At 67.1% G+C, this 26,492-nt stretch carries 25 protein-coding genes; 12 read left to right on the top strand and 13 right to left on the bottom strand.

What is annotated here, in order from left to right:
* Positions 1-451: 451 nt before the first annotated feature.
* The 4 genes from ACTVZP_RS07090 to ACTVZP_RS07075 form a co-directional block, all read right to left on the bottom strand.
* Positions 452-1,054: an NYN domain-containing protein gene (locus ACTVZP_RS07090; RefSeq protein ID WP_443211429.1), complete on the bottom strand. Its 603-nt coding sequence runs from the start codon at positions 1,052-1,054 to the stop codon at positions 452-454.
* Between the two features lie 517 nt (positions 1,055-1,571).
* On the bottom strand, positions 1,572-2,237 hold the full coding sequence (locus ACTVZP_RS07085; RefSeq protein WP_443211428.1) for a Fic family protein: 666 nt from the start codon (positions 2,235-2,237) through the stop codon (positions 1,572-1,574).
* Positions 2,238-2,247: 10 nt separating this feature from the next.
* Positions 2,248-2,427, bottom strand: coding sequence for a hypothetical protein (locus ACTVZP_RS07080; RefSeq protein WP_443211427.1), 180 nt, complete (start codon positions 2,425-2,427; stop codon positions 2,248-2,250).
* A gap of 398 nt (positions 2,428-2,825) precedes the next feature.
* Positions 2,826-3,041, bottom strand: coding sequence for a hypothetical protein (locus ACTVZP_RS07075; protein ID WP_443211426.1), 216 nt, complete (start codon positions 3,039-3,041; stop codon positions 2,826-2,828).
* A 627-nt stretch (positions 3,042-3,668) separates the two neighbouring features.
* Here ACTVZP_RS07075 and ACTVZP_RS07070 point away from each other — a divergent pair.
* Complete coding sequence (locus ACTVZP_RS07070) at positions 3,669-6,086, top strand: hypothetical protein (RefSeq protein ID WP_443211425.1); 2,418 nt, start codon at positions 3,669-3,671, stop codon at positions 6,084-6,086.
* A gap of 185 nt (positions 6,087-6,271) precedes the next feature.
* The gene (locus ACTVZP_RS07065) at positions 6,272-7,465 is read left to right on the top strand and encodes a TIGR03862 family flavoprotein (RefSeq protein WP_443211424.1); all 1,194 of its coding nucleotides are present in this window, start codon (positions 6,272-6,274) and stop codon (positions 7,463-7,465) included.
* Here the strand turns inward: ACTVZP_RS07065 and ACTVZP_RS07060 are convergent.
* From ACTVZP_RS07060 to ACTVZP_RS07040, 5 genes are all read right to left on the bottom strand, one after another.
* Positions 7,425-8,120 (bottom strand): outer membrane beta-barrel protein, encoded by a 696-nt coding sequence (locus tag ACTVZP_RS07060; RefSeq protein WP_443211423.1) that lies wholly within the window; start codon positions 8,118-8,120, stop codon positions 7,425-7,427. The two genes, ACTVZP_RS07065 and ACTVZP_RS07060, sit on opposite strands and share 41 nt — an antisense overlap.
* 107 nt (positions 8,121-8,227) lie before the next feature.
* The gene (gene holA, locus ACTVZP_RS07055) at positions 8,228-9,220 is read right to left on the bottom strand and encodes a DNA polymerase III subunit delta (RefSeq protein WP_443211422.1); all 993 of its coding nucleotides are present in this window, start codon (positions 9,218-9,220) and stop codon (positions 8,228-8,230) included.
* On the bottom strand, positions 9,217-9,705 hold the full coding sequence (gene lptE / locus ACTVZP_RS07050; RefSeq protein ID WP_443211421.1) for an LPS assembly lipoprotein LptE: 489 nt from the start codon (positions 9,703-9,705) through the stop codon (positions 9,217-9,219). The genes holA and lptE overlap by 4 nt, the downstream gene beginning before the upstream one ends.
* Positions 9,692-12,235, bottom strand: coding sequence for a leucine--tRNA ligase (gene leuS, locus ACTVZP_RS07045; protein ID WP_443211420.1), 2,544 nt, complete (start codon positions 12,233-12,235; stop codon positions 9,692-9,694). Before leuS ends, lptE begins: the two co-directional genes overlap by 14 nt.
* 95 nt (positions 12,236-12,330) lie before the next feature.
* Complete coding sequence (locus tag ACTVZP_RS07040; RefSeq protein WP_443211419.1) at positions 12,331-12,858, bottom strand: DUF3576 domain-containing protein; 528 nt, start codon at positions 12,856-12,858, stop codon at positions 12,331-12,333.
* Between the two features lie 286 nt (positions 12,859-13,144).
* On the opposite strand from ACTVZP_RS07040, the gene ACTVZP_RS07035 reads away from it, so the two are divergent.
* From ACTVZP_RS07035 to ACTVZP_RS07025, 3 genes are all read left to right on the top strand, one after another.
* On the top strand, positions 13,145-14,137 hold the full coding sequence (locus ACTVZP_RS07035) for a porin (RefSeq protein WP_443211418.1): 993 nt from the start codon (positions 13,145-13,147) through the stop codon (positions 14,135-14,137).
* A gap of 249 nt (positions 14,138-14,386) precedes the next feature.
* On the top strand, positions 14,387-16,540 hold the full coding sequence (locus ACTVZP_RS07030; RefSeq protein WP_443211417.1) for a sulfotransferase: 2,154 nt from the start codon (positions 14,387-14,389) through the stop codon (positions 16,538-16,540).
* Positions 16,533-17,198: a YggS family pyridoxal phosphate-dependent enzyme gene (locus tag ACTVZP_RS07025; protein WP_443211416.1), complete on the top strand. Its 666-nt coding sequence runs from the start codon at positions 16,533-16,535 to the stop codon at positions 17,196-17,198. The genes ACTVZP_RS07030 and ACTVZP_RS07025 overlap by 8 nt, the downstream gene beginning before the upstream one ends.
* A 44-nt stretch (positions 17,199-17,242) precedes the next feature.
* Here the strand turns inward: ACTVZP_RS07025 and ACTVZP_RS07020 are convergent, their stop codons facing one another.
* On the bottom strand, positions 17,243-17,737 hold the full coding sequence (locus tag ACTVZP_RS07020; protein ID WP_443211415.1) for a L,D-transpeptidase family protein: 495 nt from the start codon (positions 17,735-17,737) through the stop codon (positions 17,243-17,245).
* The gene (ribA, locus tag ACTVZP_RS07015; protein ID WP_443211414.1) at positions 17,734-18,822 is read right to left on the bottom strand and encodes a GTP cyclohydrolase II; all 1,089 of its coding nucleotides are present in this window, start codon (positions 18,820-18,822) and stop codon (positions 17,734-17,736) included. The genes ACTVZP_RS07020 and ribA overlap by 4 nt, the downstream gene beginning before the upstream one ends.
* A 153-nt stretch (positions 18,823-18,975) precedes the next feature.
* Between ribA and ACTVZP_RS07010 the strand changes: the two genes are divergently transcribed.
* Together ACTVZP_RS07010 and ACTVZP_RS07005 are read left to right on the top strand one after the other, a co-directional pair.
* Positions 18,976-19,662, top strand: a complete 687-nt coding sequence (locus tag ACTVZP_RS07010) for a response regulator transcription factor (RefSeq protein ID WP_443211413.1) — start codon at positions 18,976-18,978, stop codon at positions 19,660-19,662.
* A 255-nt stretch (positions 19,663-19,917) separates the two neighbouring features.
* The gene (locus tag ACTVZP_RS07005) at positions 19,918-20,706 is read left to right on the top strand and encodes an exodeoxyribonuclease III (protein WP_443211412.1); all 789 of its coding nucleotides are present in this window, start codon (positions 19,918-19,920) and stop codon (positions 20,704-20,706) included.
* A 138-nt stretch (positions 20,707-20,844) separates the two neighbouring features.
* Here the strand turns inward: ACTVZP_RS07005 and ACTVZP_RS07000 are convergent, their stop codons facing one another.
* Complete coding sequence (locus ACTVZP_RS07000) at positions 20,845-21,468, bottom strand: TetR/AcrR family transcriptional regulator (protein WP_443211411.1); 624 nt, start codon at positions 21,466-21,468, stop codon at positions 20,845-20,847.
* Between the two features lie 59 nt (positions 21,469-21,527).
* Complete coding sequence (locus ACTVZP_RS06995) at positions 21,528-21,656, bottom strand: hypothetical protein (protein WP_443211410.1); 129 nt, start codon at positions 21,654-21,656, stop codon at positions 21,528-21,530.
* A 160-nt stretch (positions 21,657-21,816) separates the two neighbouring features.
* Between ACTVZP_RS06995 and mbfA the strand changes: the two genes are divergently transcribed.
* From mbfA to ACTVZP_RS06970, 5 genes are all read left to right on the top strand, one after another.
* The gene (gene mbfA, locus ACTVZP_RS06990) at positions 21,817-22,794 is read left to right on the top strand and encodes an iron exporter MbfA (protein ID WP_443211409.1); all 978 of its coding nucleotides are present in this window, start codon (positions 21,817-21,819) and stop codon (positions 22,792-22,794) included.
* A 531-nt stretch (positions 22,795-23,325) separates the two neighbouring features.
* Positions 23,326-24,255, top strand: a complete 930-nt coding sequence (locus ACTVZP_RS06985; RefSeq protein WP_443211408.1) for an AEC family transporter — start codon at positions 23,326-23,328, stop codon at positions 24,253-24,255.
* 15 nt (positions 24,256-24,270) lie between these two features.
* Positions 24,271-25,101: an S-formylglutathione hydrolase gene (fghA, locus tag ACTVZP_RS06980; protein ID WP_443211407.1), complete on the top strand. Its 831-nt coding sequence runs from the start codon at positions 24,271-24,273 to the stop codon at positions 25,099-25,101.
* Positions 25,094-25,582, top strand: a complete 489-nt coding sequence (locus ACTVZP_RS06975) for a YaiI/YqxD family protein (protein ID WP_443211406.1) — start codon at positions 25,094-25,096, stop codon at positions 25,580-25,582. The genes fghA and ACTVZP_RS06975 overlap by 8 nt, the downstream gene beginning before the upstream one ends.
* Entirely contained in the window at positions 25,579-26,490 is a 912-nt protein-coding gene (locus ACTVZP_RS06970; RefSeq protein ID WP_443211404.1) for an ornithine cyclodeaminase family protein, read from the top strand. Before ACTVZP_RS06975 ends, ACTVZP_RS06970 begins: the two co-directional genes overlap by 4 nt.
* Positions 26,491-26,492: the final 2 nt, after the last annotated feature.

Here is a 26,492-nt window from a genome sequence, read left to right as displayed (position 1 = left end):
CCAGTTCTGCGAGCTTGCCGCCCACTGGCCTCCGTCTCGACGCAGCGCTTCAGGCGCTGCCCCGGCTGCTGAACACTTGCTCTCACCTCCGTCGGGGAGTCGTCACGCGCGAGCTCGCGCTGCACCGTGATCAGCGCCCGGCGCCTCGTGGGAGATGGAGGCCAAGATGCGGATCCTCTGCTTGGTCGAGCACCACGGCGGGTGGGCGGCTGGTCTTTGGAGGATTATGCTGACGGCTCGTCCATGCAGGCGCATGCGCTGCTGGCCTGAGTGCCCGGAAAATTTTTTTGTGGCTCTATAAGGCCCGCCCAAAGAGTTCCCCTTCTTAGGGGATCTCAATCATCGCTCACCTTGAAAGGGCGTCGCGGCACCTCAAGGCAAGCCTCTGCAGTGGAGAGTCGCCTGCCAGGAGGCGGCACAAACTCACGACGGAAGCGGGGAGCGGCCTCGACTAGGGCTGTGGAGTTCTGTACTTATCGGGCACAGTAATCGTCGCCCCCGCAGTGACATACGTCTCGTTGAGGCGCGCCTCGCGGATCCTGCCCTTGGAAAGTTGGAACAGCGGCTTCAGGGCGCGCGCCCTGCCCATGCGACCAGGAGGTGCAACGACATCAATCGATTTCGTGCCGCGGATCTGCCTAGCCATGTTTACGGCGGTCGTCAGATCCGAATCCGCTGTAATGACGATGGCGCGGTCAAAGCTGTCCTCAAACGTGTCGCGGATCAGGTGAATCGCAATGTTGACGTCGGTCTCCTTTTCTTCGTGCGTCTCGTACTGCGCCTTGCAGATCCGGCACCTGCAGAACTTCTTCTTGAATTGGCCCGCGATGAACTTCACGCCTTCTGCCTCTAGCGCCTGCACGTACGTTCGGTGCCGGGCATATGCGTCAGCATGCCATGTCGCGTAGGCAGAGAAGTACTTCACGGACCTCAGCGTCTCGTGTTCACCAATGATGCTCTGGCTAAGTCTTCGCAGACACAGCCACTTGAGGCTGTCTTCTCCAAGTTCGTCAATCGAATGGTAGAGGTTGAAGCCATCGACGTAGACGTTCACTCGACGCATGGGTCACCTGCACATGGAAAAGCCGCGCCTTTCGGCGCGGCCTATCTCGCAGGGCAAGCCATACGAGGTGGATGAGTCAAATATGGTCTCGGGCTCAGAGATGTCAACACCATTTCCTCGCCCGGACGGTGCGTCAACGTGTCGGTGAACTCGGGTCATCGTTGTGGTCCGGGTAACTCTTTCCCTTCCAGAATCACCGCTTGTTCCGCATGTGTTCTCGCATGCCCATCCGCGTACGAGACCTCGCGCACGAGCGAGTCAACCTGCTTGTCCGCTGCCGCCAGTGCGGCAGCGTCGTCCTATACTTCCCCGAGTTGCTCGAGAAGCGCTTCGGCGCGGACGCCCTGATCGGCGACCTGATGAGGCGGTTCCGGTGCCAGCGCGACGGGATGATTCCGGACGGGGTGATCGTGCTGGACTCGTCGGAGGCGAGCGCTGGGGCGGCCCGGCGTCAGCATCCATCAGCCGATGGTGAAGTGGTTGGACTGAAGAGTTGCGCGGCAGTGAACTACCTGGTTGCCGCCTCGAAGGCCGTGGCAAGCTGTCTGGCAAGCATGTTGCCGAGCAGATCTTCCATTTCGGGCAAGAGGTCGGCTGAGAACGTCCCACTCTCTGCAAATCGCGCATCAGCCGCTTCAAGCGCCTCATAGTACGGTACGCGGTTGCGCTGGATCTGCTCCGGGATCGTCTCTCGTCCCGGAAGCCAAGACTCGCTGTGGGCGCAAAGGACAAGATAGGAGGCCGCTCGGGATGTCCTGCCGTTGCCGTCGGTGAACGGGTGGATCCAGTTCAGTCGCCACATGACGAAAGAGGAGAGATGCACGGCGCACCTCGTCCTCCAGTTCTCGTTCACGTAGTCACACATCTCCTCAAGGAGGCTGTGCACAATCCCCGCTTCCGGCGGCTGATGCCGGCTCTCGCCGATCTGCACCGCCCCGGGCCTCGTAGTCCCAGCATAGGCGGTAAGCCCTTGGACGGCACAGCGGTTGAGTTCGAGGATGGCCGAAGGCCGCAAGCGGAATGGACGTCCGTCCAAGACGTCCATCACCATCTGGCGCACGCGTTCCGCCTGAACAAGCGCATTAGCCGCTTCCTGACGGGCGACTGCATCAGCGCCTTCGACTAGTACCGCTTCGTCAGCCTTGCTGTGGCGGACGGAAAACTCGTCACTCATGAACGTTCTCTCAGAGGCCCAGACGGTCGCCCTCTTCCTCAACCATACGCATCGTGATGGCCGGGTTCTCGAAGGCAGAGTTCCCGTAGGCAAAGCTGCGACGCTGCGCGGTCGCCTGTTCGGCGGTCATGGTAACCTTCTTCGCGCGCTCAATCAGCGCGTCGAGGTGCATGCTCTCTGTCTTCGTCATCGCCTGTCTCCCGTGGTCTCTGTCCGCCACCTGCGTTCGGAACCCTAACCTGATTTGTCGAAATCACACAGCGGTCTTTGCGCTGCAAAAAGTCGCTGTCGCGGCGGCCTACTACAAAATGCCTCCCGCAAGCCACACCAAATCGCGCTGTAACTTAACCAACGGATCGTGGCTCGGGTTCCTTAGAGGGCCAGACGGCTGCCGCCTGAGCCACATCTAGGGATCGCGCGAAGGTTCACTGAACCTTGCGAGACCGAGAAAGCGTGGTCAAAGCGGGAACATCTACCCATCTAGGGACAGCGCGCTTGGCTGAAAATCAACAGCTTGGGCGGAGCGCGCTGTCCTCCTAAGGGACCGCGCTAAGGTTCGGCGGCGAAGGTCGCCGCCGAACGGATCCATCACATGAGGCAGCGCCCCGAGTACGACCAGTTCAACGCGCATCGCACAAGTTGATCGTGGTCGAGCAGGCCAGCCTCCTCGATGTCAGTCCCTTCCACCTGGTAGGCCAAGGTGGGGTCCATGAACATGACGGCGAGAGGTCCAGGGATCTGGCACGTCAGAACAGGACCATCCAGATTGTCGCCGCGAGGGCGCCAAGCGGTGAGCAACGGCATGTTGCTTCTCCTTATGTGGATGAAGTTGCTTTGCGCGCGGGAGCCGAATCCGCGCCCCGGCGTCCGGGTTCATCGGCGTTTTCTGTTATCAGATATATGATGTCCTGAAAAGCAAAGGCACAAAAGGGCGCAAGCGAGCGCCGACCGACGATCGGATTGCCGAGCGGATCATCGGCTCTGCGTTTACATCGCCACTCGCAACCCATTGATCAGCGGTGCGTCCGCCCTCGGGTCGTTTACCTCGCAAGTGCCTGCATTGCCTCGGGTTGCGGCGTCCTGCCGGGGTCACCATCGGTCAAGGCGGAACCTGCCGGAAAACCCCATGACAGCTCGCGGGCATCCTGCTGCCCGGTACATGGCGCAAGTCGCTCTTCTTCCGGCTTGACCGAAGGCCCCGGAGATGCGTGCTCACCGCCCGACGGGAAAGGGGCGGCGTAGCCCTGCCGCTCACGGCAGCAGCAACGTCGGCCACCTCGCCACACTTCCTGGCCACTTCCCGCGCAGGCTCCTCGGCGCCGAATGGCGCGGCAGCGCACGGTCAGGTTCGGGAATCTCAATGTCCGGAAGCGATCACGCTTTGACGGAGGGCGCCGCTCGGGCGGCGTCCGATCCATCAGAGGAACCGCAATGGCAATCGATCCCGACATCACACCCCTGCTCGACGCGCTCTCCAACAAGGTCGCCGCCCTCGAAGGGCATCTGGCAACCTACATCCAGACCTCCGGCCAGCAGGCCGCGGATCTCGTGGCGCGGATCGACGGTCTGAAGGCCGAGGTCCTGACGCTGGAGACTCACGCCTCCGAGGAAAGCGCCCTCCTGCTGACGCGCCTCCTCGCGCTGGAGACGGCGCTACCGGGCATTGCCGAAAGCAGCACCTGCAGCGACACCGCGCTTTCCGCGCGCATCGACACCGTGAGCGGCAGCAGCATCGCGGGCGATGCGGCGCTCGACCTACGGCTGCAAGGGATGCAGTCAGCGGTGGATCAGCTCGGCAACAGCCTCACCGCGGCTCTCGGTCGGATTGCCGAACTCGAAGGGGGTGCGGTGGAGACACCGGTGACGGCGGCCTTCTTTGACGCGGACACGGGTGAAGCGCCGGCCGGCTGGACACCGGCGTGGAATGCGCTTGCCTGGATCGAAACGGGCGGCTGCCTGCAATCGCAACCGACGAGCACCGCCCGCTCGCTGCTCGCCTGCGATGCGCTGAACGGAACGACCGACGTCGAGGCGCTGGCGCTCTTCACCTTTTCCGAATCGGCAGGGTATGCCGGCATCGCCCTGCGCGCATCCGGCGGCGCCGGCACCGAAAGCGGCTATCGGGTGATGTTCAACAACAACGGAGCGGGACCCTCGATGCAGGTGGTCCGGTTCAACGCGGGCACTGCGACGATTCTGTCGAACCTCGCCTTCCCCCGCGCGGCATCGGGCGACTACTGGCTGCGCGTCCGGCTCATCGGGGCGGAGTTGTCCTGGAAGGCCTGGGCGCCGAGCACGGACGAGCCCGCAGCATGGACCGGCACCCTGGCGGATGCGACCCCCATCACGACCGGCGGATTGGCAGGGATCTGCGGTGGCTCGGGCGGCGGCACCGCCACCGTCCGGTGCCAGCAGTTCTCGTGGGCGTTCGGCGGCAGTTCCGCCGCGCCGGTTGCGGTCGCCGCGACGCCGGTGGAGACGACGGTCGAACCCAACCCGTGGGACCTTCTCGGCACGCTTCCCATGCCCGTCATCGCCTACGACGACCTGGCAACGAAGACCGTCTTCGTCCCGCCGGGGCAGCGCTACGCCTATATCAAGGTGACCGCCGACCAGCCGATCCGCATGACCGCGATCGGGCGCCCCACCGTCACGAATGTAAGCGGCGGAGGCATCAACGTCGGCGCCAACCAGCTTCTCTGGCTCGGCGACTACTGGCCGGTGTGGCGGCCGGGCGACGATCAGGAGCTCTGGCTGACGGTGGACATGCAGTATGGCCGGATCGCAGGCAACAAGGTCGCCTTCGCGATCGCCACGGACATGGGCGGCTGGCGCAGCGCCGTGCCGGTATCCGGCTACATCGAGATCAGGGACGGAGCGGTGAACGCGCTGCCTTCGATCCTGCCCCGCCACCGGCCGCCGATGCGCCTGACGGTCACGGGCAGCCCGAGGGCCAGTCTCGACGCCTCCACAGTGCAATGGTCCGACACCGGCTTCGTGGGCAATGCCGGGTCGGGCACGCGCTGCTGGCGCTCGAGGCTCGCCCATGGCTACACGCAGGACGGCAATGGCGAGGTCGGCCTCTACATGAATGCCGACGTCTGGCCCGTCCAATGCTGCGAGCCGCACGCCCGCGTCACAGACCAGCAGGGCCGGACGGCGATCCGCCTGCGCTCGTGCCGTCTGCCCGAGCCGGTGCAGGTCACGGTGAGCAATGTCGACCGGATCTTCTACCATCAGGCCTCGGCGCTCATCGCGCAGGACCTTCCTGAATGGCGCGGCAAGACCGGCGTCTGGACGGCGAAATGCGTCACGGCCAGCCGCCAGTTCTCCTGGCCGGCCTTCTGGCTGCTCGCGGACGGCTGGCCGCCGGAGTTCGACATCTTCGAGCATTTCAACGGGATCTACGGCACCTGGCCCGACGGCGGCTGGTCGACCTGCACCGGACACTCGGGCGCCTATGGCTCACTCTCGGTCCAGACCCGCGCGCCGCTGAAGTTCGACCTGCGCAGGCTGGGCTTCGAGAGCTTCGACGCCTATTCGCAGATCCACGAATACGCGGCCTACGTCGACCGCGACTGGATCTATGCCTTCATCGACGGGATCGAGGTCTACTGCGCGCCGAACATCGCGAAGCACCAGAACTGGGATGCCGCGTGGTCGCTCTACCCGATGTTCGACGTGGCGGCGAAGTTCTCGAACCCGTCCACCCATGCCTATGCGGACGGCTCCGGCGACATGCACATCTATGGCGCAGAGCACTATGAAACGTCGGCCGTGGCGCTCGCGCCCTGTACGGATGCGCGGCCGTGGCCCAACGTCCGGCTGCTGCCGGATCCGAGCTACTGACCGGCTGCCGCGGGCTCCGTGGCAGCAGGTTTGCGGCCTGCCGACGATGAACCGGCAAGGGTTCTTCCGGATCCTCCGGGCAGAGCATGAAGGAGCGCGGCGGCCGAAAGGTCGCCGCGTTCTGCTTGCGCCTCTCTCCTCCGGGCGGCTATGGCGAGGCTGCGCGAGGCGGAACGGAACGGCAGATGGACGCACTGGTGATCGGCGGAGGCCCCGCAGGCCTCATGGCGGCCGAGGAACTGGCGCGCGCCGGTCGCCGGACGGTGGTCTGCGAGGCAAAGCCCAGCCTCGGCCGGAAGCTGCTGATGGCAGGCCGGTCGGGCCTGAACATCACCAAGGATGAAGCGCGGGAGACCTTCCTCACCCGGTACGAGGAAGCCTCCGAGTGGCTGTCGCCGATGATCGGCGCCTTCGGCCCACAGGAAGTGCAGGACTGGTGCCGAGCGCTCGGCCAGCCGGTCTTCACCGGCTCGTCGGGCAGGATCTTCCCCGAAACGATGAAAGCCTCTCCGCTCCTGCGGGCATGGGTCGCGCGACTTGCGGGACTGGGTGTCGAGTTCCGCAGGCGCTGGCGTTGGGAAGGGTTCGGCGAGGGGCTGCGGTTCGCCACTCCCGACGGGCCGGTCGAGCTCGCGCCGCGCGTGGCGGTGCTGGCTCTCGGCGGAGCGAGCTGGTCCCGGCTCGGCTCGGACGGGGCCTGGGCGCCGTGGCTTGCTGCCCGCGGCGTCGGCATCGCCCCGTTTCGCCCTGCCAACATGGGGTTCCAGGTTGCCTGGACGCCGCACATGGCGCGGCATTTCGGCTCGCCCGTGAAGGGTGTTGCGCTTCTTGCCGGCGGTCGTCGCGAGCGGGGAGAGTTCGTCGTTTCGGAACGCGGACTCGAGGGCGGCGGGATCTATGCCGTCTCGCGGCTTCTTCGGGACGGTGCGCCGCTGTCGCTGGATCTGCTGCCGGATCTGCCCCTTGCCGAGGTCGAGGCCCGACTCGGGCGGGGCAAATCCGGCGACAGCCTCGTGAACCGGCTGAGGAAACTCGGCCTCGCGCCGGTGGCGGTGGCGCTGGTGCAGGAGTTCGGCCGCCCGATGCCGGAAGGCGCGGCGCTGGCGGCGCGGCTCAAGTCGCTGCCGGTTCCTCTGGAAGGTCCCCGGCCCCTCGACGAAGCGATCTCGACCGCCGGTGGCATCACCCGCACAAGCGTTACCGACGCTCTCGAACTCCGCGCGCTGCCCGGCATCTTCGCCTGCGGCGAGATGCTCGACTGGGAGGCGCCGACGGGCGGCTACCTCCTCACCGCCTGCCTCGCGACCGGCCGCCATGCCGGCCGCGCGGCGGCCTGCGTCACAGGCCCGGAGCGACAGCCGTCAGGTTCCGGCGGCTGAACATCGACCCGCGGCCGAAGTCGAAGCGCGCGCCGACGCCGACATAGGGCTCCGATCCGTCCAGACCGAGGTCGTCGGCATTGACCGTCCCGACCTCAGCCGTCAGCGCGAGGCCGTTCGGCAGCGTGTAGTCACCCGTCAGACCGACGCGGGTCGTGTCGAGTCCCTCGATGTCCAGATGATCGAGCTTGCCGCCCACGCCGAAGCCGCTCGAAAGCGCCACGCGTCCCTCGAGCCCCATCATCGAGCCGGTGAGACCCGAATTGTCGGCGCGGCCGACATAGGCCTCGACATCGAACAGGTCGCTTTTCTGGCCGACCTCGAAGCCGTAGAAGTCCACGCTGTCGCCGGCCAGTTCCTCGATGCCGTAGAAGGCACCGATGGCGGTTTCCGGGTTCACGTAGACCATGCCGTGCAGGGCAACCGATGTCGCATCGTCCTCGATGCCGTGCAGCTTCGCATAGCCAAGGTCGCCCTGAAGCCCGAAGCTCGGCCCCAGCGCATATTCGGCACTGCCGCCGAGGCTCGTCTTGGCCACGTCGCCGTCCTCGGTAAAGAAGGAGTGGCCGAAATCGAGGGTCGCGCCTGTCATCTGAGCCGCTGCCGGAGATGCCGCCAGCGCCGCCCCGAGGGCGAGCAGGAAAAGCCTGTTCATTGTCTGCTCCGAGTTTCTTGTTCTGCCTGACACAGGATCTAGCACGTTCCTGCGGCCGATTCACCCCCGGTGGTGGCTTTACCGGCGGAACCTGCGATAGCCGGACGTCAGCGGACGGTGCAGAGCCGGATGAGCGTGCGTTCCATGACCGCCATGGCCGGCGCACGGCTGGCCGAGCGCAGCGAAAGATCCGTCTCGACCAGCAGCGCCAGAGCGTCCTCGAGGCGGTTGACCCCCCATTGCCGGGCCTGACGCTGCATCCGCTCCTGCCGCGGGTTGAAGCCCCCGCGCGCGGCCTCCGCTCCGGCCGCCATCCGGTGCAGGCTGCGGAAATGCCGCATCGCGCCGATGCACAGCGCGACGGCGTTCACCCCCTGCGCCTCGAGGCGGCGCACGAGGGGCGCGACCTCGGTCCGCCGCCCCTCGGCCACGGCATGAACGACTTCGTCGACCTCGGCCTCGATCGAGGCGGGCGCCATCGCGGCGAGGTCTGCGACCGAAAGCGGGGTGGCGTCGCCCAGCTTGTAGAGAGCGAGCTTGTCGACCGTCTGCCGGAAATCACCGGGGTCGAGATCGCGCGAAAGCGCCGTGAGCCCGGCCATTGCCGCCGGTTCGACCTGCCCGAGACCGGCCTGCCGCAGCATCGTGTCGATCTCTTCCCGCGTCGGGGGATCGTCGTAGAGGCCGATGCAGACCGCGTTCGGATGCGCCTCGAAGAGCTTTTTCAGCGACGACCGGCCGGTGAGGCCCCCTGCGGTCACCACCACCTGCGCATCGCCGGGCCGCCACTCCTTCAGGACGCGTCCGATCAGGTCGGAGAGCCCGTCGGCCGCCTCTTCGACCAGCACGGCACGAGGTCCGTCGAAAAAGCCTTTTGCCGTCATGGCATCCATGAGAGCTGCCGGATCGCGTCGAAGGTCGGATGCCGGCAGTCGGCTGAGACGCATCTCGGCCGCGCCCTCGGGGCCAATCAGCCCCAGCACCGCTTCCTGCCGCTTCAGCGCTACGCGCATGGCATCCTGCCCGAAGATCAGCAGACCCGCGCGCGAGGGATCGGGCTTTGCAAGATAGCGCACGGCCTCGGCGCCGCGGAGGATCATGCGAGCCAGCGCCCGGAGGTCGCGATCAGCTGGGTCACGATCTGGTCGGCAAGGATGCGCATCAGCCGGTATTTCGCATCCTCTTCGGCCACCAGCGCCGCCACGGTCGATCCTGTCGCCGACCAGGAGGTAAAGTTGGCGACCGTTCCGCTTTCGACCACCTCGCCCGTGGTGCGATCTTCGACCGTAAAGGCGATTCGGCCGGTCAGGTTGTAGCGGGTGATCGAGTTTGCGCTCGTGATACCCACGCTGTCGATGTCGGTCAAAATCCGGTATCGCAGATCGAAACGCGGAGCCTCGGGGCGGCCGATCCGTTCCTCGAGCCGTTCGACGAGGTCGAATCCGTTCTTGTCGGTCGGATCGGCGACGCGGATCGCACCCTGCAGCGTCTCGGCCGGCCCGCCCGGACCGTAGGCCGGGCGGAAGCCGCAGCCGGCCAGCGCCAGGGCTGCGAAAACGAAGGTGCGGCGGTCAGAGGACGACATTGACGATGCGACCCGGCACGACGATGAGCTTCTTCGGAGCGGCGCCCCCGAGCGCCCGCTGCACAGCTTCGTCCGCCAGCACCAGCTTTTCAACCTCGGAAGCGGCCATCTCCTTCGGCACCGTGATTTCGGCGCGCCGCTTGCCGTTGACCTGGATCGGCAGCGTCACCGTGTCGTCCACGAGCAGCGCGGGATCGGCCACGGGCCAGGCCGCCTGCGCCACCAGCCCCTCGCCGCCGAGCATGGCCCAGACCTCCTCGGCCAGGTGCGGCACCATCGGCGACATGAGCTGCGCCATGACCCGCATGGCGGCCTTCTTTGCCTCGGCGCCCGCCGCCGAGCGCGACAGCGTGTTGGTGAATTCGTAGAGCTTGGCGATGGCCTTGTTGAAGGCGAAGCCCTCGATACCCTGGGTCACCTCGGCGATGGCCCGCGCCTGCGCCTTTTGCAGCGCCCCGTCCTCGGCCGTCGCAGCTCCGTCAGCCCGAGAGATCTCGTCGGCGAGACGCCAGACCCGCGCAAGGTGCTTCGAGGCCGCCTCGGCACCCGAGGCCGTCCATTCCACGTCCCGCTCGGGCGGGCTGTCCGACATCACGAACCAGCGCGCCGTGTCGGCGCCGAACTGGGCGATGATGTTCATCGGGTCGACGACGTTCTTCTTCGATTTCGACATCTTGGCCGAGGGGATGATCTCGACCGGCGTGCCGTCGGCCAGCTTCCCTTCGGTCACGTCCTCGGGCAGGTGATAGACCGGCCGACCCGCCGCGTCGCGGGTCAGGTAGATCTCGTGCGTGACCATGCCTTGCGTGAACAGCGCATTGAACGGCTCGATCGCCTTCGCGGGCAGGTGCCCCGTCTTCTGCATCGCGCGCGCGAAGAAGCGCGAATAGAGCAGGTGCAGGATCGCGTGCTCGATGCCGCCGATATACTGGTCGACGTTCATCCAGTAATCGGCTTCCTCGGCATCGGTGGGCGTCGCCGCCCGCGGCGCGGTAAAGCGCGCGTAGTACCAGCTCGAATCGACAAAGGTGTCCATCGTGTCGGTCTCGCGCCGGGCCTTCGCGCCGCACTTCGGGCAGGTGCAGTCGCGCCACGTCGGATGGCGGTCGAGCGGGTTGCCGGGAACGTCGAAGGTCACATCATCGGGCAGGCGGACCGGCAGGTTCTCCTTGGACTCGGCCACCACGCCGCAGGTCTCGCAGTGGATGACCGGGATCGGGCAGCCCCAGTAGCGCTGGCGGCTGATGCCCCAGTCGCGCAGGCGGTAGTTGGTGACGCCCCGGCCCACGCCCTGCGATTCGCAGAAGTCGATGGCGGCGGCGACGCCTTCCTCGCCGGTCTGGACCTCGGCGCCCGCGAATCCGCGGATGTAGCGCACGCGCTCGGATTTCATCGGCACGAAGGCCTCGGCCAGCGGCGCCTCCTCTGCGCCTTCGGCCACGAAGACCGGAGGGATCGGCAGGCCATACTTCGTGGCGAATTCGAAGTCGCGCTGGTCATGGGCCGGGCAGCCGAAGATCGCGCCGGTGCCGTAGTCCATCAGGATGAAGTTCGCGATGTAGACCGGCAGCTCCCACGCGGTATCGAAGGGATGGCGCACGCGGATGCCCGTGTCGAAACCCTTTTTCTCCGCCTTCTCCAGCGCCTCTTCCGAAGTGCCGACGCGGCGGCACTCGGCCACGAACTCGGCGACGCCGGCATCGTGCCGCTCCAGGTGCTTCGCCAGCGGGTGATCGGGAGAGATGGCGGCGAAGGACGCGCCCATCAGCGTGTCGGGCCGCGTCGTGTAGACCTCGAGCCGGTCGAAGCCGTCCGGCGCGCCAACGGTCGAGAAGGCGAACTGCAAGCCCCGCGACTTGCCGATCCAGTTGGCCTGCATCAGCCGCACCTTCTCGGGCCAATCCTTCAGCCCGTCCAGCGCCTCCAGCAGCTCGCCCGCATAATCAGAGATCCGGAAGAACCACTGCGTGAGTTCCCGCCGCTCGACCGGCGCGTTCGACCGCCAGCCCTTGCCGTCGATCACCTGCTCGTTCGCCAGCACCGTCATGTCGACCGGGTCCCAGTTCACCACCGCATTCTTGCGGTAGATGAGGCCCGCCTCCATCATGTCGATGAACATGGCCTGCTGCTGCCCGTAGTATTCCGGATCGCAGGTCGCGAACTCGCGGCTCCAGTCGATCGACAGGCCCAGCGGCTTCATCTGCGCGCGCATGTCGGCGATGTTGCCGTAGGTCCAGTCCTTGGGATGGCCGCCCCGTTCCATCGCGGCGTTCTCGGCCGGCATCCCGAAGGCGTCCCAGCCCATCGGATGCAGCACCGAATAGCCCGCGGCGGCCTTCTGCCGCGCCACCACGTCGCCCATCGTGTAGTTGCGGACATGGCCCATGTGGATGCGCCCCGACGGATAGGGGAACATCTCGAGCACATAGTATTTCGGGCGAGAGGGATCGTGCCGCGCCGTGAAGACGCCCGCCTCGTCCCAGGCGGCTTGCCAGCGGCTTTCGGTTGCAGCGGGATCGTAACGCGACATGGCGGCCTCTTCGGAAGGGATCGCCCGCAGTTACACCGAGGCGCGGCCCGAGGTCCAGAGCCGCCCCCTGCTTCTTCCTGTCCGGAGACGATGTCTCAGAGGCGCGAGTCGCGCAGGCGCAGCTGACGGGCGCGGGTCAGGATCGCATCCTCGACCGCGCGCTGGGTCTCGGCCGAGACCGGACCGCCCTGCCCCTGCAGCGCGACCTTGAGAGAGCGCGCGTCGAGCGCAGGATCCTGAACGTAGACGGTGGCACGGTAGGCACGCCCGCCCCCCGGCGGCACGCCATAGCCCGTGGAGATCACGCCGGTGAAGGGATCGACCGACTGCACCGGCAGGAAGTTCAGCACCTCGAGCGCCGCGTTCCAGATGTACTTGTTCACTTCGACGGTGGTGTTGGGGTCGTTCTTCGTGCCGAAGAGATCCCACACGCTCGAGCGTGACGTCCCGGCAGAGGCGGTCCGGTTGGCTTCGGAATACTCCGCAGTCCGGGTCGCTTCTCCGGCCGCGATCTGCTGATCCGCCCCCGGACCACTCCCCCCGCCCATGATGCCGCCGCAGGCCGAAAGCGAGAGCGAGAGCCCGACGGGCAGCGCGGCGCGCGCGAGGCGATGGAAGGTCATGAAGTCCCCCGTGTGTGACGTCCCGTGCTGTCTAGCCGAGGCTCCAACCCGTGCCAAGGTATTTCAGGCGCGGGTGCGGGTGGATGCGGGAAAGCGGATGTTTTCCGGACCCTTGCAGCGGCTTTCCCCGCCCCGGGAGAGACTGTGGCAAGACTGCACCATCATCTACGTTCTTCCCCTGCCCACCCCCGTTCCAATTGCAATCGGGGTCGTCCGGAGAGAAACAGAGGCAGGCCCACTCGGATTCCCCTGAGCTGGGGCGCAGACGAGACAAACGAGGGAAACTATGAAACAGATTCTTCTTGCGACCACGGCTCTGGTCATGACCGCGGGCGTGGCTGCGGCCGAAATCAGCTTCTCGGGCTACGCCGAGATGGGCATCGTGGGTGGCGGCGACAACGCTCCGCTTCCGGCTGGCCGTGACACCAACGAGACCCAGTTCCACAACGACTTCAACCTCAAGGTCACCATGACCAGCGAGACCGACACCGGCCTCGCGTTCGGCGCCAGCGTCGAAATCTCGAAGGATGAAGGCGACTCGAACGGCGACTTCACGGCCGACAACGAAGCCGCTTTCATCTCGGGCGCCTTCGGCACCCTGACCATGGGCGAAATCGACGGCGCCATGGACTGGGCGATGACCGAGAACATCGGCAACCCGGGCTCGATCGGTGACGACGAAACCACCCACGCCGGCTACTTCGGCGCCTACGGCGACGGCAAGTACGACAACCAGATCGCCCGCTACGAATACAGCTTCGGCGACTTCGGCGTTGCCGTGTCGGCCGAACTGGATGACGAAGTTGACGGCGCTGACACGAACTACGCTGTCGGTATGAAATACAGCGGCGACTTCGGCGGCTTCGGCATGGGCCTCGGCCTCGGCTACCAGTCGTTCGAAACCGCTGGCACCGGCCTCGGCAGCCAAGGCGCCGCCGTCGTTGCTGGTGACGTCGACCTGATCGGTGCGTCGCTGACCGCCAACTTCAACAACGGCTTCGTGGCCGGCGTTGCCTACACCGACATCAGCTCGGATCTGCAGGACGGCAACCACCTCGGCATCTCGGCCGGCTTCACCGCCGGTGCGTTCGAAATCGGCGCCAACTACGGTGTGTTCGACATGGACGTCCAGGACGACGTCAAAGGCTACGGCATCGCCGCTGCCTACGACCTCGGCGGCGGCCTGAAGCTGCACGGCGGCTACGGCGACTCCGACTTCGGCGCCGGTGCTGACGACGACAACGAGACCTACTCGGTCGGTCTGTCGATGTCGTTCTGATCGGATCCCCGATCCTGAACGGAGAGAGCGGGCCTCGGGCCCGCTCTTTTCATTTCGGCGCCGTTCTCGCGGTGAAAGGGCCTGCAATTCCGCTCCTGCGGTGCAAGCCGAGGGGGTCCGGCGGGCGTGAGAGCGGCTGACCATGACAGCCAGCGCGCTCAGGCTTTCCCGGCCGTCACCCCCTCGCTGGTTCGACAGCGGCGTCCGGCCGTGCTAGTCGCTGCGGCAGACCCTGCGGAAGCGGAACCCATGCTGCCCCTGAACCCTGCCCAACTTCCCCGCCTCCTGTCCGAAGCCCTTCGCCTGCACGAGGCAGGCCGCCTTGCCGAAGCCGAAGAACGCTATCGCGCCGTGCTCGCCGTAGCGCCCGAGGAGGCGGCAGCGAATTTCCACCTCGCCCGTCTCCTCGCCACGCGCCGGGCGCCCGAGGCTCTGGACAGGTTCGAGGCGGCCGTGCGCGCCCGCCCGCAGGAGCCTGCGGGCTGGCAGGCCTGGACCGCCGCCACCGCAGGCTTCGGCGACCAGAGCGCCCGCAGCAGGGTTCTCGCGGCAGCACGGGCCGCGCGCCTGCCCGCACCGCTTCTCCATGAGATCGAGGCGAGGCTTTCAGGCCGGCCGCCGAAGCCCGTGACGCAGCCGCGTATCGGCCGCGCGGCGCCCACCGAGATCAAGGCGCTGCTCGCCGACTACCGTGCGGGCAAAATGGCCGCTGCCGAGAGGCGCGCGGTCGCGATCCTGGCCGCGGCCCCCGATTGCGCGCTGGCCGCCGACGTCCTGGGCAGCGCGCGCATGGCGCAGGGTCAGGCCGCCACCGCTCTGGCCGCGTTCCAGCGCGCCACCTCGCTCGAGCCCGGCTGGCCGGACGGGCACCTGCATCTGGCGCAGGCGCTGCTGCGCCTCGGGCGCCCGGCCGAAGCGCTCGATCCGCTGGCACGCGCCGCAGCTCTGGACCCGAGGCCCGCCCGCGCCCTCATCCTGCTTGCCCTGGCGCTGGCGCGGATGGGGCGGCATCCGCAGGCTCTCGCCGCCCTCCGCCGAGCGGTCGAGGCAGAACCCGGCAATGCCGAGGCGCAACTCCAGCTCGGCATCCTGCTGACCGACCTGCGGAACTTCCCTGAAGCCGAGGCGGCCTTCCGCGCGGCCGAGGCCGCAGGCGATCGGTCAGCCGAGGTGAAGCTCCGCCTGGGTCAGGTGCTGCTGCTGCAGGGCGACGAAGCCGGCGCCGCCGCGGCCTATGACGCAGGGCTTGCCCGCGAGCCGGACAATGCGATGCTGATGTCGCGCAAGGGCCTGCTGCTGCAGGGCCGCGGCGACTTCGCCGGGGCCGAGACTCTGCTGCGCCACGCCATCGAGCTTGCGCCGGGAACGGGCGAATTCTACCGCATCCTGTCCGCTAGCCTGAAGATGACGCCGGAGGATCCGCTGCTTCCCGAGATGCAGCGCCGCTTCGACGATCCCGCCACGCCCGAAGCGGACCGGATGCACCTCGGCTTCGCGCTGGCGAAGGCCATGGACGACCTGAAGCGGCCAGAGAGCCTCTTCACCTACCTGCGGCCCGCCAACCAGCTCATGCGCAAGGCCCATCCCTACGACATTGCAAGCCGGAGGGCCGAACTCGACGGGATCTTCGCGGCCTTCGCGGACTTCTCCGCCGGGCCGGCCCCCGGCGCCACGGAGTACGCACCGATCTTCGTGACCGGCATGCCACGCTCGGGCACCACCCTCGTCGAGCAGATCATCGCGAGCCACAGCCGGATGACCGGCGCGGGCGAGGCGGGCGTTGCCGCGCGCGAGGTGCAGAAGGTCATCCTCGACGCCGGGGGCCGCTATCGGCGCTGGAGCGAGATTGCTGGCGATGAGGTCGCCGCCATGGGCCGCCGCTACGAGGAGGTGCTCCGCCGGCGGTTCCCCGAGGCGGTGCAGGTCACCGACAAGTCGATCCAGACCCATGCCTGGATGGGTTTCATCGCCGCCGCCCTGCCGCGGGCCCGCTTCGTCGTGGTGCGCCGCGATCCGCGCGACACCGCGCTCTCGATCTATCGCAACGTCTTTCCCGAGAGCACGCATCTCTACGCCTATGATCTGCGCGACCTCGGGCTCTACTTCCGCATGTTCGAGGAACTGATCGCCTTCTGGCGCGAGAAGCTTCCAGACGGCTTCCACGAGGTCCAGTACGAGGATCTGGTGGACCGCCCCGAGGAGGAGTCGCGGAAACTGATCGAGGCCTGCGGCCTGCCCTGGGAAGATGCCTGTCTCGACTTCCACGACAACAAGCGCCGGGTTCAGACCCTGAGCCTCTATCAGGTGCGCCAGCCGATCTACCGCAGCTCGGCCCGGGCCTGGGAACGGCATGCGGAGGAGTTGAAGGAGTTCACCGACGCGCTGGAGGGCAAGAATGCTTGAGACCATCCTGAACCGCATCGCGGCTGCCGAAGCCGCCGCCGGCCGCACCCCCGGCTCGGTCGAGTTGATCGCCGTCTCGAAGGTGCAGCCGCTCGAGCGGGTGGTGGCAGTGCTCGGGCAGGGCCACAGGATCTTCGGCGAGAACTACGTGCAGGAGGCGCAGGGCAAGTGGCCCGACCTTCGCCACCGTTTCGGACATGTGTCGGTCCACATGATCGGACCGCTCCAGACCAACAAGGCGAAGGCGGCCGTGGGCCTCTTCGACGCGATCCATACGGTCGACCGGCCGTCGCTGGCCGAGAAGCTGGCGCGGCTCGCGCAGGAGAGGGGCGCCTCGCCCGAGTTCTTCGTGCAGGTGAACACGGGCGAGGAGCCGCAGAAGGCCGGTGTGCTGCCCGCCGAAGCCGATGGCTTCATCGCCACCTGCCGCGGGATGGACCTGCCGGTCCGCGGCCTCATGTGCATCCCGCCCGAGGATCAGGACAGCAGCCCGCATTTCGCGCTTCTGGCCGAGATCGCCGGGCAGAACGGACTCGGCGGCCTCTCGATGGGCATGAGCGGCGACTTCGAGGCGGCGATCGCGGCGGGCGCCACCCATGTCCGGGTGGGCTCGGCCATCTTCGGCGCGCGCGACTACTCCGCGCAAAGCCGCGGCTAGCCGAGGCTCCCTGCCCGGCCGGCCGCCTCCGGAATGCCCGGTCCTCAGCGGACGACCAGCCTGCTCTCGGGGGTGAGGCTCCGCGCCAGCCACAGCAGATCCTGCCGGGCGAAGGCCACGCAGCCTGCCGTCGGGTAGCGCGGCCGCCGCCAGCTGTGCAGGAAGATTGCCGAACCGCGCCCCGGCACCGCCTCGGGCCAGTTCCAGTCGGTGAGCAGGATCACGTCATAGAGCGGATCGGGCCGGCTCAGCCGCTCGTGGCTGTGGGCATGGGGTGCGCGGACCATCTGGTTGTAGTCCACGTCGCGCGGATCGTCGGACCAGAGATCCGAGGGGCCGAAGGGCTGCGCCCAGTCGGGCAGCTCCGAAGGCGCCACGCGGTCCGGCCGGTAGAGCAGCCCCGCAATCCGGTGGATGCCGCGTGGCGTCGCTCCGTCGCCCTCGCGCTTGGCGTCCGTGACGCCGCCGCGTCCGATCGAACAGGGCAGGAAGCGGCGCCCGAACCGCGCGCCCCACCTTCCGACCACGAGATCCGTCATGCAAGATGCCCCGACTTGGCGGCCTTGGTGGCAAGATAGGCCGCGTTGAACTCGTTTCGGCCGACATGCAGCGGCACGCGCTCGGTCACGCGGATGCCGTTCGCCTCCATCATGCGGATCTTGGCCGGGTTGTTGGTCAGCAGCCGCACCGCCGAGAAACCCATCTGGCCCAGGATGCCCGCACCGATGCGGAAGTCGCGCTCGTCATCCTCGAAGCCAAGCCGGTGGTTGGCTTCGACCGTGTCGAACCCCTGATCCTGCAGGGAATAGGCCCGCATCTTGTTGGCAAGCCCGATGCCCCGCCCCTCCTGGTTCAGGTAGAGCAGGACGCCCGCGCCCTCCTCGCCCATCCGCGCCAGCGCCGAGCGGAGTTGCGGGCCGCAGTCACACTTGAGGCTGCCAAGGACGTCGCCGGTGAAGCAGGCCGAGTGCAGGCGCGCGAGCACGGGCTGGCCGCGGTCGGGGCGCCCGATCTCGATGGCGTAATGCTCCTCGCCCCCGTCCTCGGGGCGGAAGACATGCACCCGCCCCGCCTGCGAGGCCACCATCGGCACCCGCGCCGAGACGACGGGATGGAGCGGCGAGCCACGCGTAAGCTCGGGCCCGGCTTCGGCCAGTGGAAGGAGCGTCAGCGCATGCTCGGCGGCAAGGGCCAACGGCTCCGGCACGGCGACGAGAAGCGCCGCAGGCAGCAGATGCGCCGACTTGGCGAGCGCGAGCGCCGCCCGCGCAAGCCCGGCACCTCCGCCCCGCAAGGACCGCAAGGGCCCCTTCATGGGCAGCCTGAGGTCGTCCGCCGGGTCGGCCACCGCCTTCAGCCAGTCGACACCCGCCGCATCCGGCAGTTCGATCCGCGCGAGATCGCCGTCATAGACGCGGGCCTTCAGCGTCTCGGCGCGCCTTGCGGTTATCGCCAGGACCGGCTGGCCCAGAAGGCGCAGTTCGGCCAGGCGGCCGGGCTCGAGCGCCTCGACCGCCACGGCGAGGAGGCCCGCCCCTTCGTCCGTCAGCACGACGGGCACCCCCATCCGCAGGTCTCCCCGCGCGCGGTTCAGGCGTTCGACGATGCTCGGAGCAAGCGGCATGGGTGGCCTTCCTTTCCGCTTCTTCCTAGCCGCCCCTGCAGGAAAATGAAACATTCCACCCTCTTGCGACACGACCGCGTGAGAAATCGGCAGCAGAGCTTGCCGCGCGGAAGATGCACGCACATGTGATCGCGAGGAACGAAGGAGTGACCGATGGCTACCCTTAAGAAGATCCTCTTGGTGGACGATGACGACGACCTTCGCGAGGCTCTGAGCGAGCAGCTGGTGATGACCGAGGACTTCGACGTGTTCGAGGCAGCCTCGGGCAGCGAGGGCATGGAGAAAGCCAAGGCGGGTCTTTACGACCTGGTGATCCTCGATGTGGGCCTGCCGGACACCGACGGGCGCGAGCTCTGCCGCCGGATGCGGAAGGCCGGCGTGAAGTGCCCGGTCCTGATGCTGACGGGACATGATTCGGACAGCGACACCATCCTCGGCCTCGATGCCGGCGCAAATGACTATGTGACGAAGCCCTTCAAGTTTCCGGTGTTGCTTGCGCGCATCAGGGCCCAACTTCGTGCGCACGAGCAATCGGAGGATGCGATCTTCCAGCTCGGTCCCTACAGCTTCAGGCCCGCCCAGAAAATGCTGGTGGACGAGAGGGAGAGAAAGATCCGCCTGACCGAGAAGGAAACCAACATCTTGAAGTTCTTGTACAGGGCCTCACAAGGTGTTGTGGCTCGCGAGGTGCTTCTCCACGAGGTATGGGGGTATAATGCGGGCGTTACAACCCACACGTTAGAGACGCACATCTATCGGTTGCGCCAGAAGATTGAACCGGATCCGTCCAATGCACGCCTTCTCGTGACGGAATCCGGGGGATACAGGCTTGTTGCGTGAGATCAAATTAAGGATCACACTCTTTGATATAGACTGATTGCAGATCGGCGGGCTCGCTCGCCGCGCGAGTTCCCTCCCGTGTCGGGGTGATTGACACGGACCCTCCCTGTTGGATCTGGCCGGGCCTCGTGCCCGGCCTTTTTTCACGCATCGCGAGTCGCAGCGGACCCGTGCGCGAGCCTTCTGTCCTGCACCGCGAGTGGTGGACCCTCTCTGTCGGCCGGGCTAGGAAGAACCGCCAGTCCGGAGCTTGCCATGACCTTCACCCTCGCCACCTGGAACATCAACTCGGTCCGCCTGCGCGAGGCGCTCGTGGCGCGGCTGCTGACCGAGGAGATGCCGGACATCCTGTGCCTTCAGGAATGCAAGAGCCCGGTCGAGAAGATGCCGCTCGAGGCGTTCCGGGCGCTCGGCTACAACTGGTGCGTCGCGCGCGGGCAGAAGGGCTACAACGGGGTGGCGATCCTGTCGAAGCTGCCGCTGGTGGACGCCGGCGACCACGACTTCGCCGACCTCGGCCATGCGCGGCACGTCTCTGCGACGCTCGGGAACGGCGTCACCATCCACAACTGCTATGTGCCTGCGGGCGGTGACATCCCGGATCGCGAGCAGAACGTGAAGTTCGGGCAGAAGCTCGACTACCTCGCTCGGATGCGCGACTGGTGTCGTGCAGATACGCCGACGAAGGCCATCCTCGTGGGAGACCTGAACATTGCTCCGCGCGAGGACGACGTGTGGAATCACAAGGCGCTGCTGAAGATCGTGAGCCACACGCCGATCGAGGTGGACCACCTGAACCAGGTGATGGAGGCGGGTGCCTGGGTGGACGTGACGCGCAAGGATCTGCCGGAGGGGCGGCTCTATTCCTGGTGGTCCTATCGCTCGCCGGACTGGGACAGCGCCGACAAGGGTCGCAGGCTGGATCACATCTGGGCCACCCCGGACATTTCGAATGCAGCGCATGGCAGCCGGATCCTGCGCGCCGTCCGAGGCTGGTTGCAGCCGTCGGATCATGCGCCGGTCTTCGCCACCTTCGATCTCTGAGCCGCGGGCGGCAGCCGGAGTTGCCGCCATTCACGCCGCGGATGGATCGACTGACGTCGGTGATGCGCGGCGTGGCTTCCGCGCGCGGAACCGGAAGGTCCCGCATGGCGGATGCGCCCGGGCGCCGTGCAATCCTGCTCAGGGCTGGGGGGCGTATCGGGCGAGGAACATCTCGACCGCTCCTTCGGCCACACGGCGCCGCTCGTCCTCGCCCACTTTCTCTCCGACGCCGAACACGATGCGATTGAAGAGATCCGCCTTGCAGAGTTCCGCGAACTGATCGGCCGCAAGGTCCAGGTCACCGATGACCAGCTCGTTCCGCGAGACGGCCGATGTGAGGTAATCGACGATCCGCTGACGAACGAGGGCAGGCCCGCTCTGGTAGAATTCGTGGCCGAGTTCGGGGAAGCGGTCCGCCTCGGCCACGCAGATGCGATACGTGCGGATGCCGAAATCCGACAGCACGAAGGCCACAATCCGCGTCGCGGCGAGCGTCAGCACGGCCCGCGGACCGAGATCGGCCGAGATGAGCGCCACGGTCTCCTCGGCCTGCCTGAGGCATTCGGCCTTCGCGACCTCGAGGAAGAGCAGCCGCTTGTCGGGAAAGTAGCTGTAGAGCGTGGCCTTCGACACGCCCGCCTCGCGGGCGATGTCGTCCACGCTCGCCCCTTCGAATCCGTCTCGCAGGAAGATGGTGCGGGCGCCCTCGAGCACCTGGGGCATCTTGCGTCCCTTGCGGACGGGGATCGTGTCGGCTGGCATGGAATCCTCCCGCCCGCGACCATAAGGGCCGGGCGGGAGCCGCTGCAAGCAGGTGCCGGTCAGCGTCCGCAGTTCGTGCAGCTGTCGGGCCAGGTCAGGTGAGGCATGTCGAGCGGCATTGCGTAGGACGGCGTTGCGAGACCAAGGACCAACATCGTCGCTGCAAGGGTGAAGCTCAGCCGTTTCATCTTGTTTCTCCGATTCCAAACCGTTCGGTTCACCAGAATATGAACCGTTCAGTTTAGTTGCGCAAGTGCATTCTGAACTGAACCGTTCACCTCGCAATCTCATGACTTGCCAGCCTTCACGATCGCCTCTAGTTTAGAACTGTTCTAAATAGGTGACCGGATGATTCAGGGTTTCTCGTCAAGACGCCGCTTCAGGGACCTCTCCGAGGCCGAGATTCTCGCTCTTGCCATCTCTTCGGAAGAGGATGACGCCCGGATCTACCGCTCCTACGCGGACCGTCTCCGCACCCCCTACCCAAGTACGGCGGCCATCTTCGAGGCGATGGCGGCCGAAGAGGACGGGCATCGCCGGCGCCTGATCGAGCGGTTCCGCGCCCGCTTCGGCGAGACGATCCCGCTGATCCGTCGCGAGCATGTCGAAGGCTATCCGGCGCGGAAGCCTGTCTGGCTCCTCGAACACCTGCCGCTCGAACGCGTCCGCTCCGAGGCCTGGGAGATGGAGAACGCCGCGCGGAGCTTCTACGAGAAGGCTGCCGGGCATGTTTCGGATGCGGCGACGCGCAAGCTTCTGGGCGATCTCGCCGCGGCCGAGGCCAGGCACGAGCATCGGGCGGAGACGCTGACGGGCCAGCATCTCACCGACGAGGCGAGGGAAGAGGAGGACGAGACGGCCCGTCGCCAGTTCGTCCTGACCTGGGTGCAACCGGGCCTGGCCGGGCTGATGGACGGATCGGTCTCGACTCTCGCCCCGATCTTCGCCACCGCCTTCGCCACGCAGGACCCGGCCACGACCTTTCAGGTCGCACTCGCCGCCTCGGTCGGTGCGGGCATCTCGATGGGGTTCACCGAGGCCGCGCATGATGACGGGGTGCTCTCGGGCCGGGGAGCCCCCTGGAAGCGCGGGCTCGCCTCGGGGGTCATGACGACGGCGGGCGGGCTGGGCCACGCCCTGCCCTATCTGATCCCGGACTTCGCCTGGGCCACCGGAATTGCCATCGCCGTGGTGTTCTTCGAACTCTGGGCGATCGCCTGGATCCAGAACCGCTACATGGAGACGCCTTTCCTCCGCGCAGCCCTCCAAGTGGTGCTGGGTGGCGGGCTGGTGCTGGCAGCGGGGATCCTGATCGGCTTCGGCTGAGCGCGCACGGGCGCTGTCTGCCCCCGCCTCCGGCAGGGCCGGAGCCTCCGCCGGGAAACATTTGAACGGAATGAGGAACGCTTGGCTTCGCACGCCGGCGCGGCACCGGGCACCGGGCACCGGGCACCGGGCACCGGACACCGGACACCGGACACCGGACACCGGACACCGGACACCGGACACCGGACACCGGACACCGGACACCGGAGGTCTTGTCAGGGCATGCGGACATGTAAAGGACGTATCGACCAGCGGGCAACGAAGAGCGGCGGGCGGCGGATCCGGCATGCATCGAGCAGCGGCACCACGGATCCCTCGGGGAGATGGCGCGCGCGAGGCGCCCGGGTCCAGGTGCCCTGCATCCGGGAAGCAGCCACCAGGCAGGGCCTGCGCGAAGCACAAGCGCGCGGCTCGGGCGCGACTCTTCTCTGGTGGATCTCAGCGCCCTGCGAGCGCTTCCGACGATTGGCCGAGCTTGCATCCGCTCCGGCGGCATGAAACCTTGACCGCGACCCGAGCCGAAAGCCTGAGATGCTGCCCGTCCTCCTCAAGACCCTGCCCTTCTTCGCTCTGATCGGCACGGGCTACATCGCCGGGCGCGCAAGGTTCTTCACCCCGGAGGCGACCGCGTGGCTGACGAAGTTCGTGTTCTACTTCGCGCTCTCGGCAATGCTCTTCCGCTTCGCGGCGAACCTCTCGCTGGCCGCGATCTGGTCGCCCCCCTTCGTCATGGCCTATCTGTCGGGCTGCACGGCGGTCTATCTCCTTGCGACGCTCGTGGCCCGGCTGCGCCGGGTGAGCGCCGAGGAGGCCGCCATCGAGGCGCAATGTTCCGTGATCGGCAACACGGGCTTTCTCGGCGTGCCGATGCTGGTGCTGCTCCTCGGGCCGGAGGCCGCGGGCCCGGTGCTGATGGTGCTGGCCATCGACCTGATTGTCTTCTCGTCGCTCTTCACGCTGATCATCACCGGCCTGCGCGAGGGCCACATGAGCCTGCGCATCGTGAAGGTGCTGGCGATGGGGCTGCTGCGGAATCCGATGATCGTCTCGATGGTGGCAGGGCTCGGCTGGTCCGCGACCGGTCTCGCCGTGCCGGCGCCGGTCAACGACTTCCTCGCGCTGCTGGGGGGTGCGGCCACGCCGGGCGCCCTCTTCGCCATCGGTGCCTCGCTCGCCACGAAATCGGCCGAGCGCATCGAGGTCGCGGCCTGGCTCTCGTTCTGCAAGCTCGTGCTGCATCCGCTGGCCGTCGCGGTCGCCGCCCTCGCGGTCTTCCCGGTCGAGCGACAGGCGGCGGGCGTGATGATCGCCGCGGCGGCCCTGCCGGTGGCGGGCAACGTCTATATCCTGGCACAGCATTACGGGGTCGCGCCGCAGCGCGTCTCGGCCTCGATCCTGATTTCCACCGCGGTCAGCATCCTGACCATCACCGGCGTGATCGCCTGGGTCACGACCTTCTGAGGAGAGGAGACCACCATGAAGACCCTATCCGAGAGCCGTTGCTTCGGCGGCACGCAGGGCGTCTACAGCCACACATCGCAGGTCACCGGCTGCGACATGACCTTCGGCCTGTTCCTGCCGCCCGAGGCCGAGAACGAGGCGGTGCCACTCGTGTGGTATCTCTCGGGCCTCACCTGCACCCATGAGAATGCGATGGTGAAGGCGGGCGCGCAGAAATGGGCGGCGCAGGAGGGGCTGGCGCTGGTGTTTCCCGATACCTCGCCCCGCGGCGAGGGGGTGCCGGACGACGAGAACTACGCGCTGGGACAAGGTGCGGGCTTCTATGTCAACGCGACCGAGGCGCCCTGGTCCGCGAACTTCCGCATGTGGGACTACATCACCGAGGACCTGCCGCGCGTCCTCTTCTCGGCCTTCCCGCTCGACGAGAGCCGGCAGTCGATCATGGGCCACTCGATGGGCGGGCATGGCGCGCTTACCATCGCGATGAGCTTCCCGGGCCGCTTCCGCTCGGTCTCGGCCTTCGCGCCGATCACCAACCCCACCGCCTCGGACTGGGGGCGCAAGCAGCTGACGGCCTATCTCGGGGCCGACGAGAGCAAGTGGGCGCCGCACGACTCGGTCCTTCTGATGAAGAAGCGCGGCTTCGACGGGCCGATCCTGATCGATCAGGGCGCGTCCGACCAGTTCCTCGACGCGCTGAAGCCCGAGGCGCTGGCCGAGGCGATGATGGCGCGCCGGCAGCAGGGCATCATCCGGATGCAGCCGGGCTACGACCACAGCTATTTCTTCGTCGCAACCTTCATGGAGGACCACATCCAGTTCCACGCCGAAGCGCTCTATGACTGAGCTTTACGTCGATGCCGACGCCTGCCCGGTGAAGGCCGAGGCGGAGCGGGTCGCCGTGCGGCACGGGGTGCGGATGTTCCTCGTGTCGAACGGCGGCATCCGGCCTCCGGCTCATCCGCTGGTCGAGAGCGTCTTCGTGCCCGAGGGGCCGGACGTGGCCGACATGTGGATCGCCGAGAGGGCCGGGACCGGCGACGTGGTGGTGACCTCGGACATCCCGCTCGCCGCGAAGGTCGTGGCGGCGGGGGCGGTGGTGGTCAAGCCGAACGGCGAGACGCTGACCACGGCCAACATCGGCAATGCGCTGGCCACGCGCGACCTGATGGCGGACCTGCGATCCGCCGACCCGTTCCGGCAGGGCGGCGGCCGGCCCTTCTCGAAGGCCGACCGGTCGCGCTTTCTCGACACGCTGGATCGTGCGATGCGGAAGGCGCAGGACGCGGCACGCGCCGCCACCGGAGGAAGCGAGGCAGGACCATGAGTATCGAGATCATCGGCCCCGAGGCCGAGGCCCATCTGAGCTGGGACGGACTGACGACGGCGCTGGCGCAGGGTCACAAGCTGCCGCGGGCCGAGGTGGCCGACGTCTTCCTCTACCGTGGCAAGGACACGGTGCTGTCGCGCGCGGCCTGGATCGACGGGCTGGGCCAGCTCGTGAAGACGGCCACGATCTTTCCGGGCAACGCAGCCGCGGGCAAGCCCACCGTCAACGGCGCGGTGAACCTCTATTCGGACCGGGACGGCACGCTCGAGGCGCTGGTCGACTTCCACCTCGTGACCAAGTGGAAGACGGCAGGCGACAGCCTGCTTGCGGCAAAGACCCTCGCGCGGCGTGACAGTCGCGAGATCCTGCTGGTGGGCGCCGGCAACGTGGCACGCTCGATGATCGGGGCCTACGGGAGCCTTTTTCCCGACGCGCGCTTCACCGTCTGGAACCGCTCGGCCGACAAGGCCCGCGCGATGGAAGGACCGCGGGTGCGGGCGACCGAGGACCTCGAAGGGGCGGTCCGGGCGGCGGACATCATCTGCACCGCCACCATGAGCCACGAGCCGGTGGTGAAGGGCGAATGGCTCAAGCCCGGCACGCATCTCGATCTGATCGGCGCCTACCGGCCGGACATGCGCGAGGTGGACGACGAGGCGCTGCGGCGCGCGACGATCTTCGTTGACTCGCGCAGGACCACCATCGGCCATATCGGCGAGATCCAGGACCCGCTCGACCGTGGCGTCATCACCGAGGCCGACATCCGCGCGGATTACTACGACCTCGCCTCGGGCCTCTACGCGCGGGGCTCGGACGAGGAGATCACGCTGGCCAAGAACGGCGGCGGGGCGCATCTCGACCTGATGACGGCCGCCTACATTGCGGCGATGTGGCGGCTGCGCTGAGG

The organism is Rhodobacter sp. NSM (assembly GCF_052244495.1).
Lineage (GTDB): Bacteria > Pseudomonadota > Alphaproteobacteria > Rhodobacterales > Rhodobacteraceae > Cereibacter_A.
This window is presented reverse-complemented; position numbering and strand designations above follow the sequence as displayed.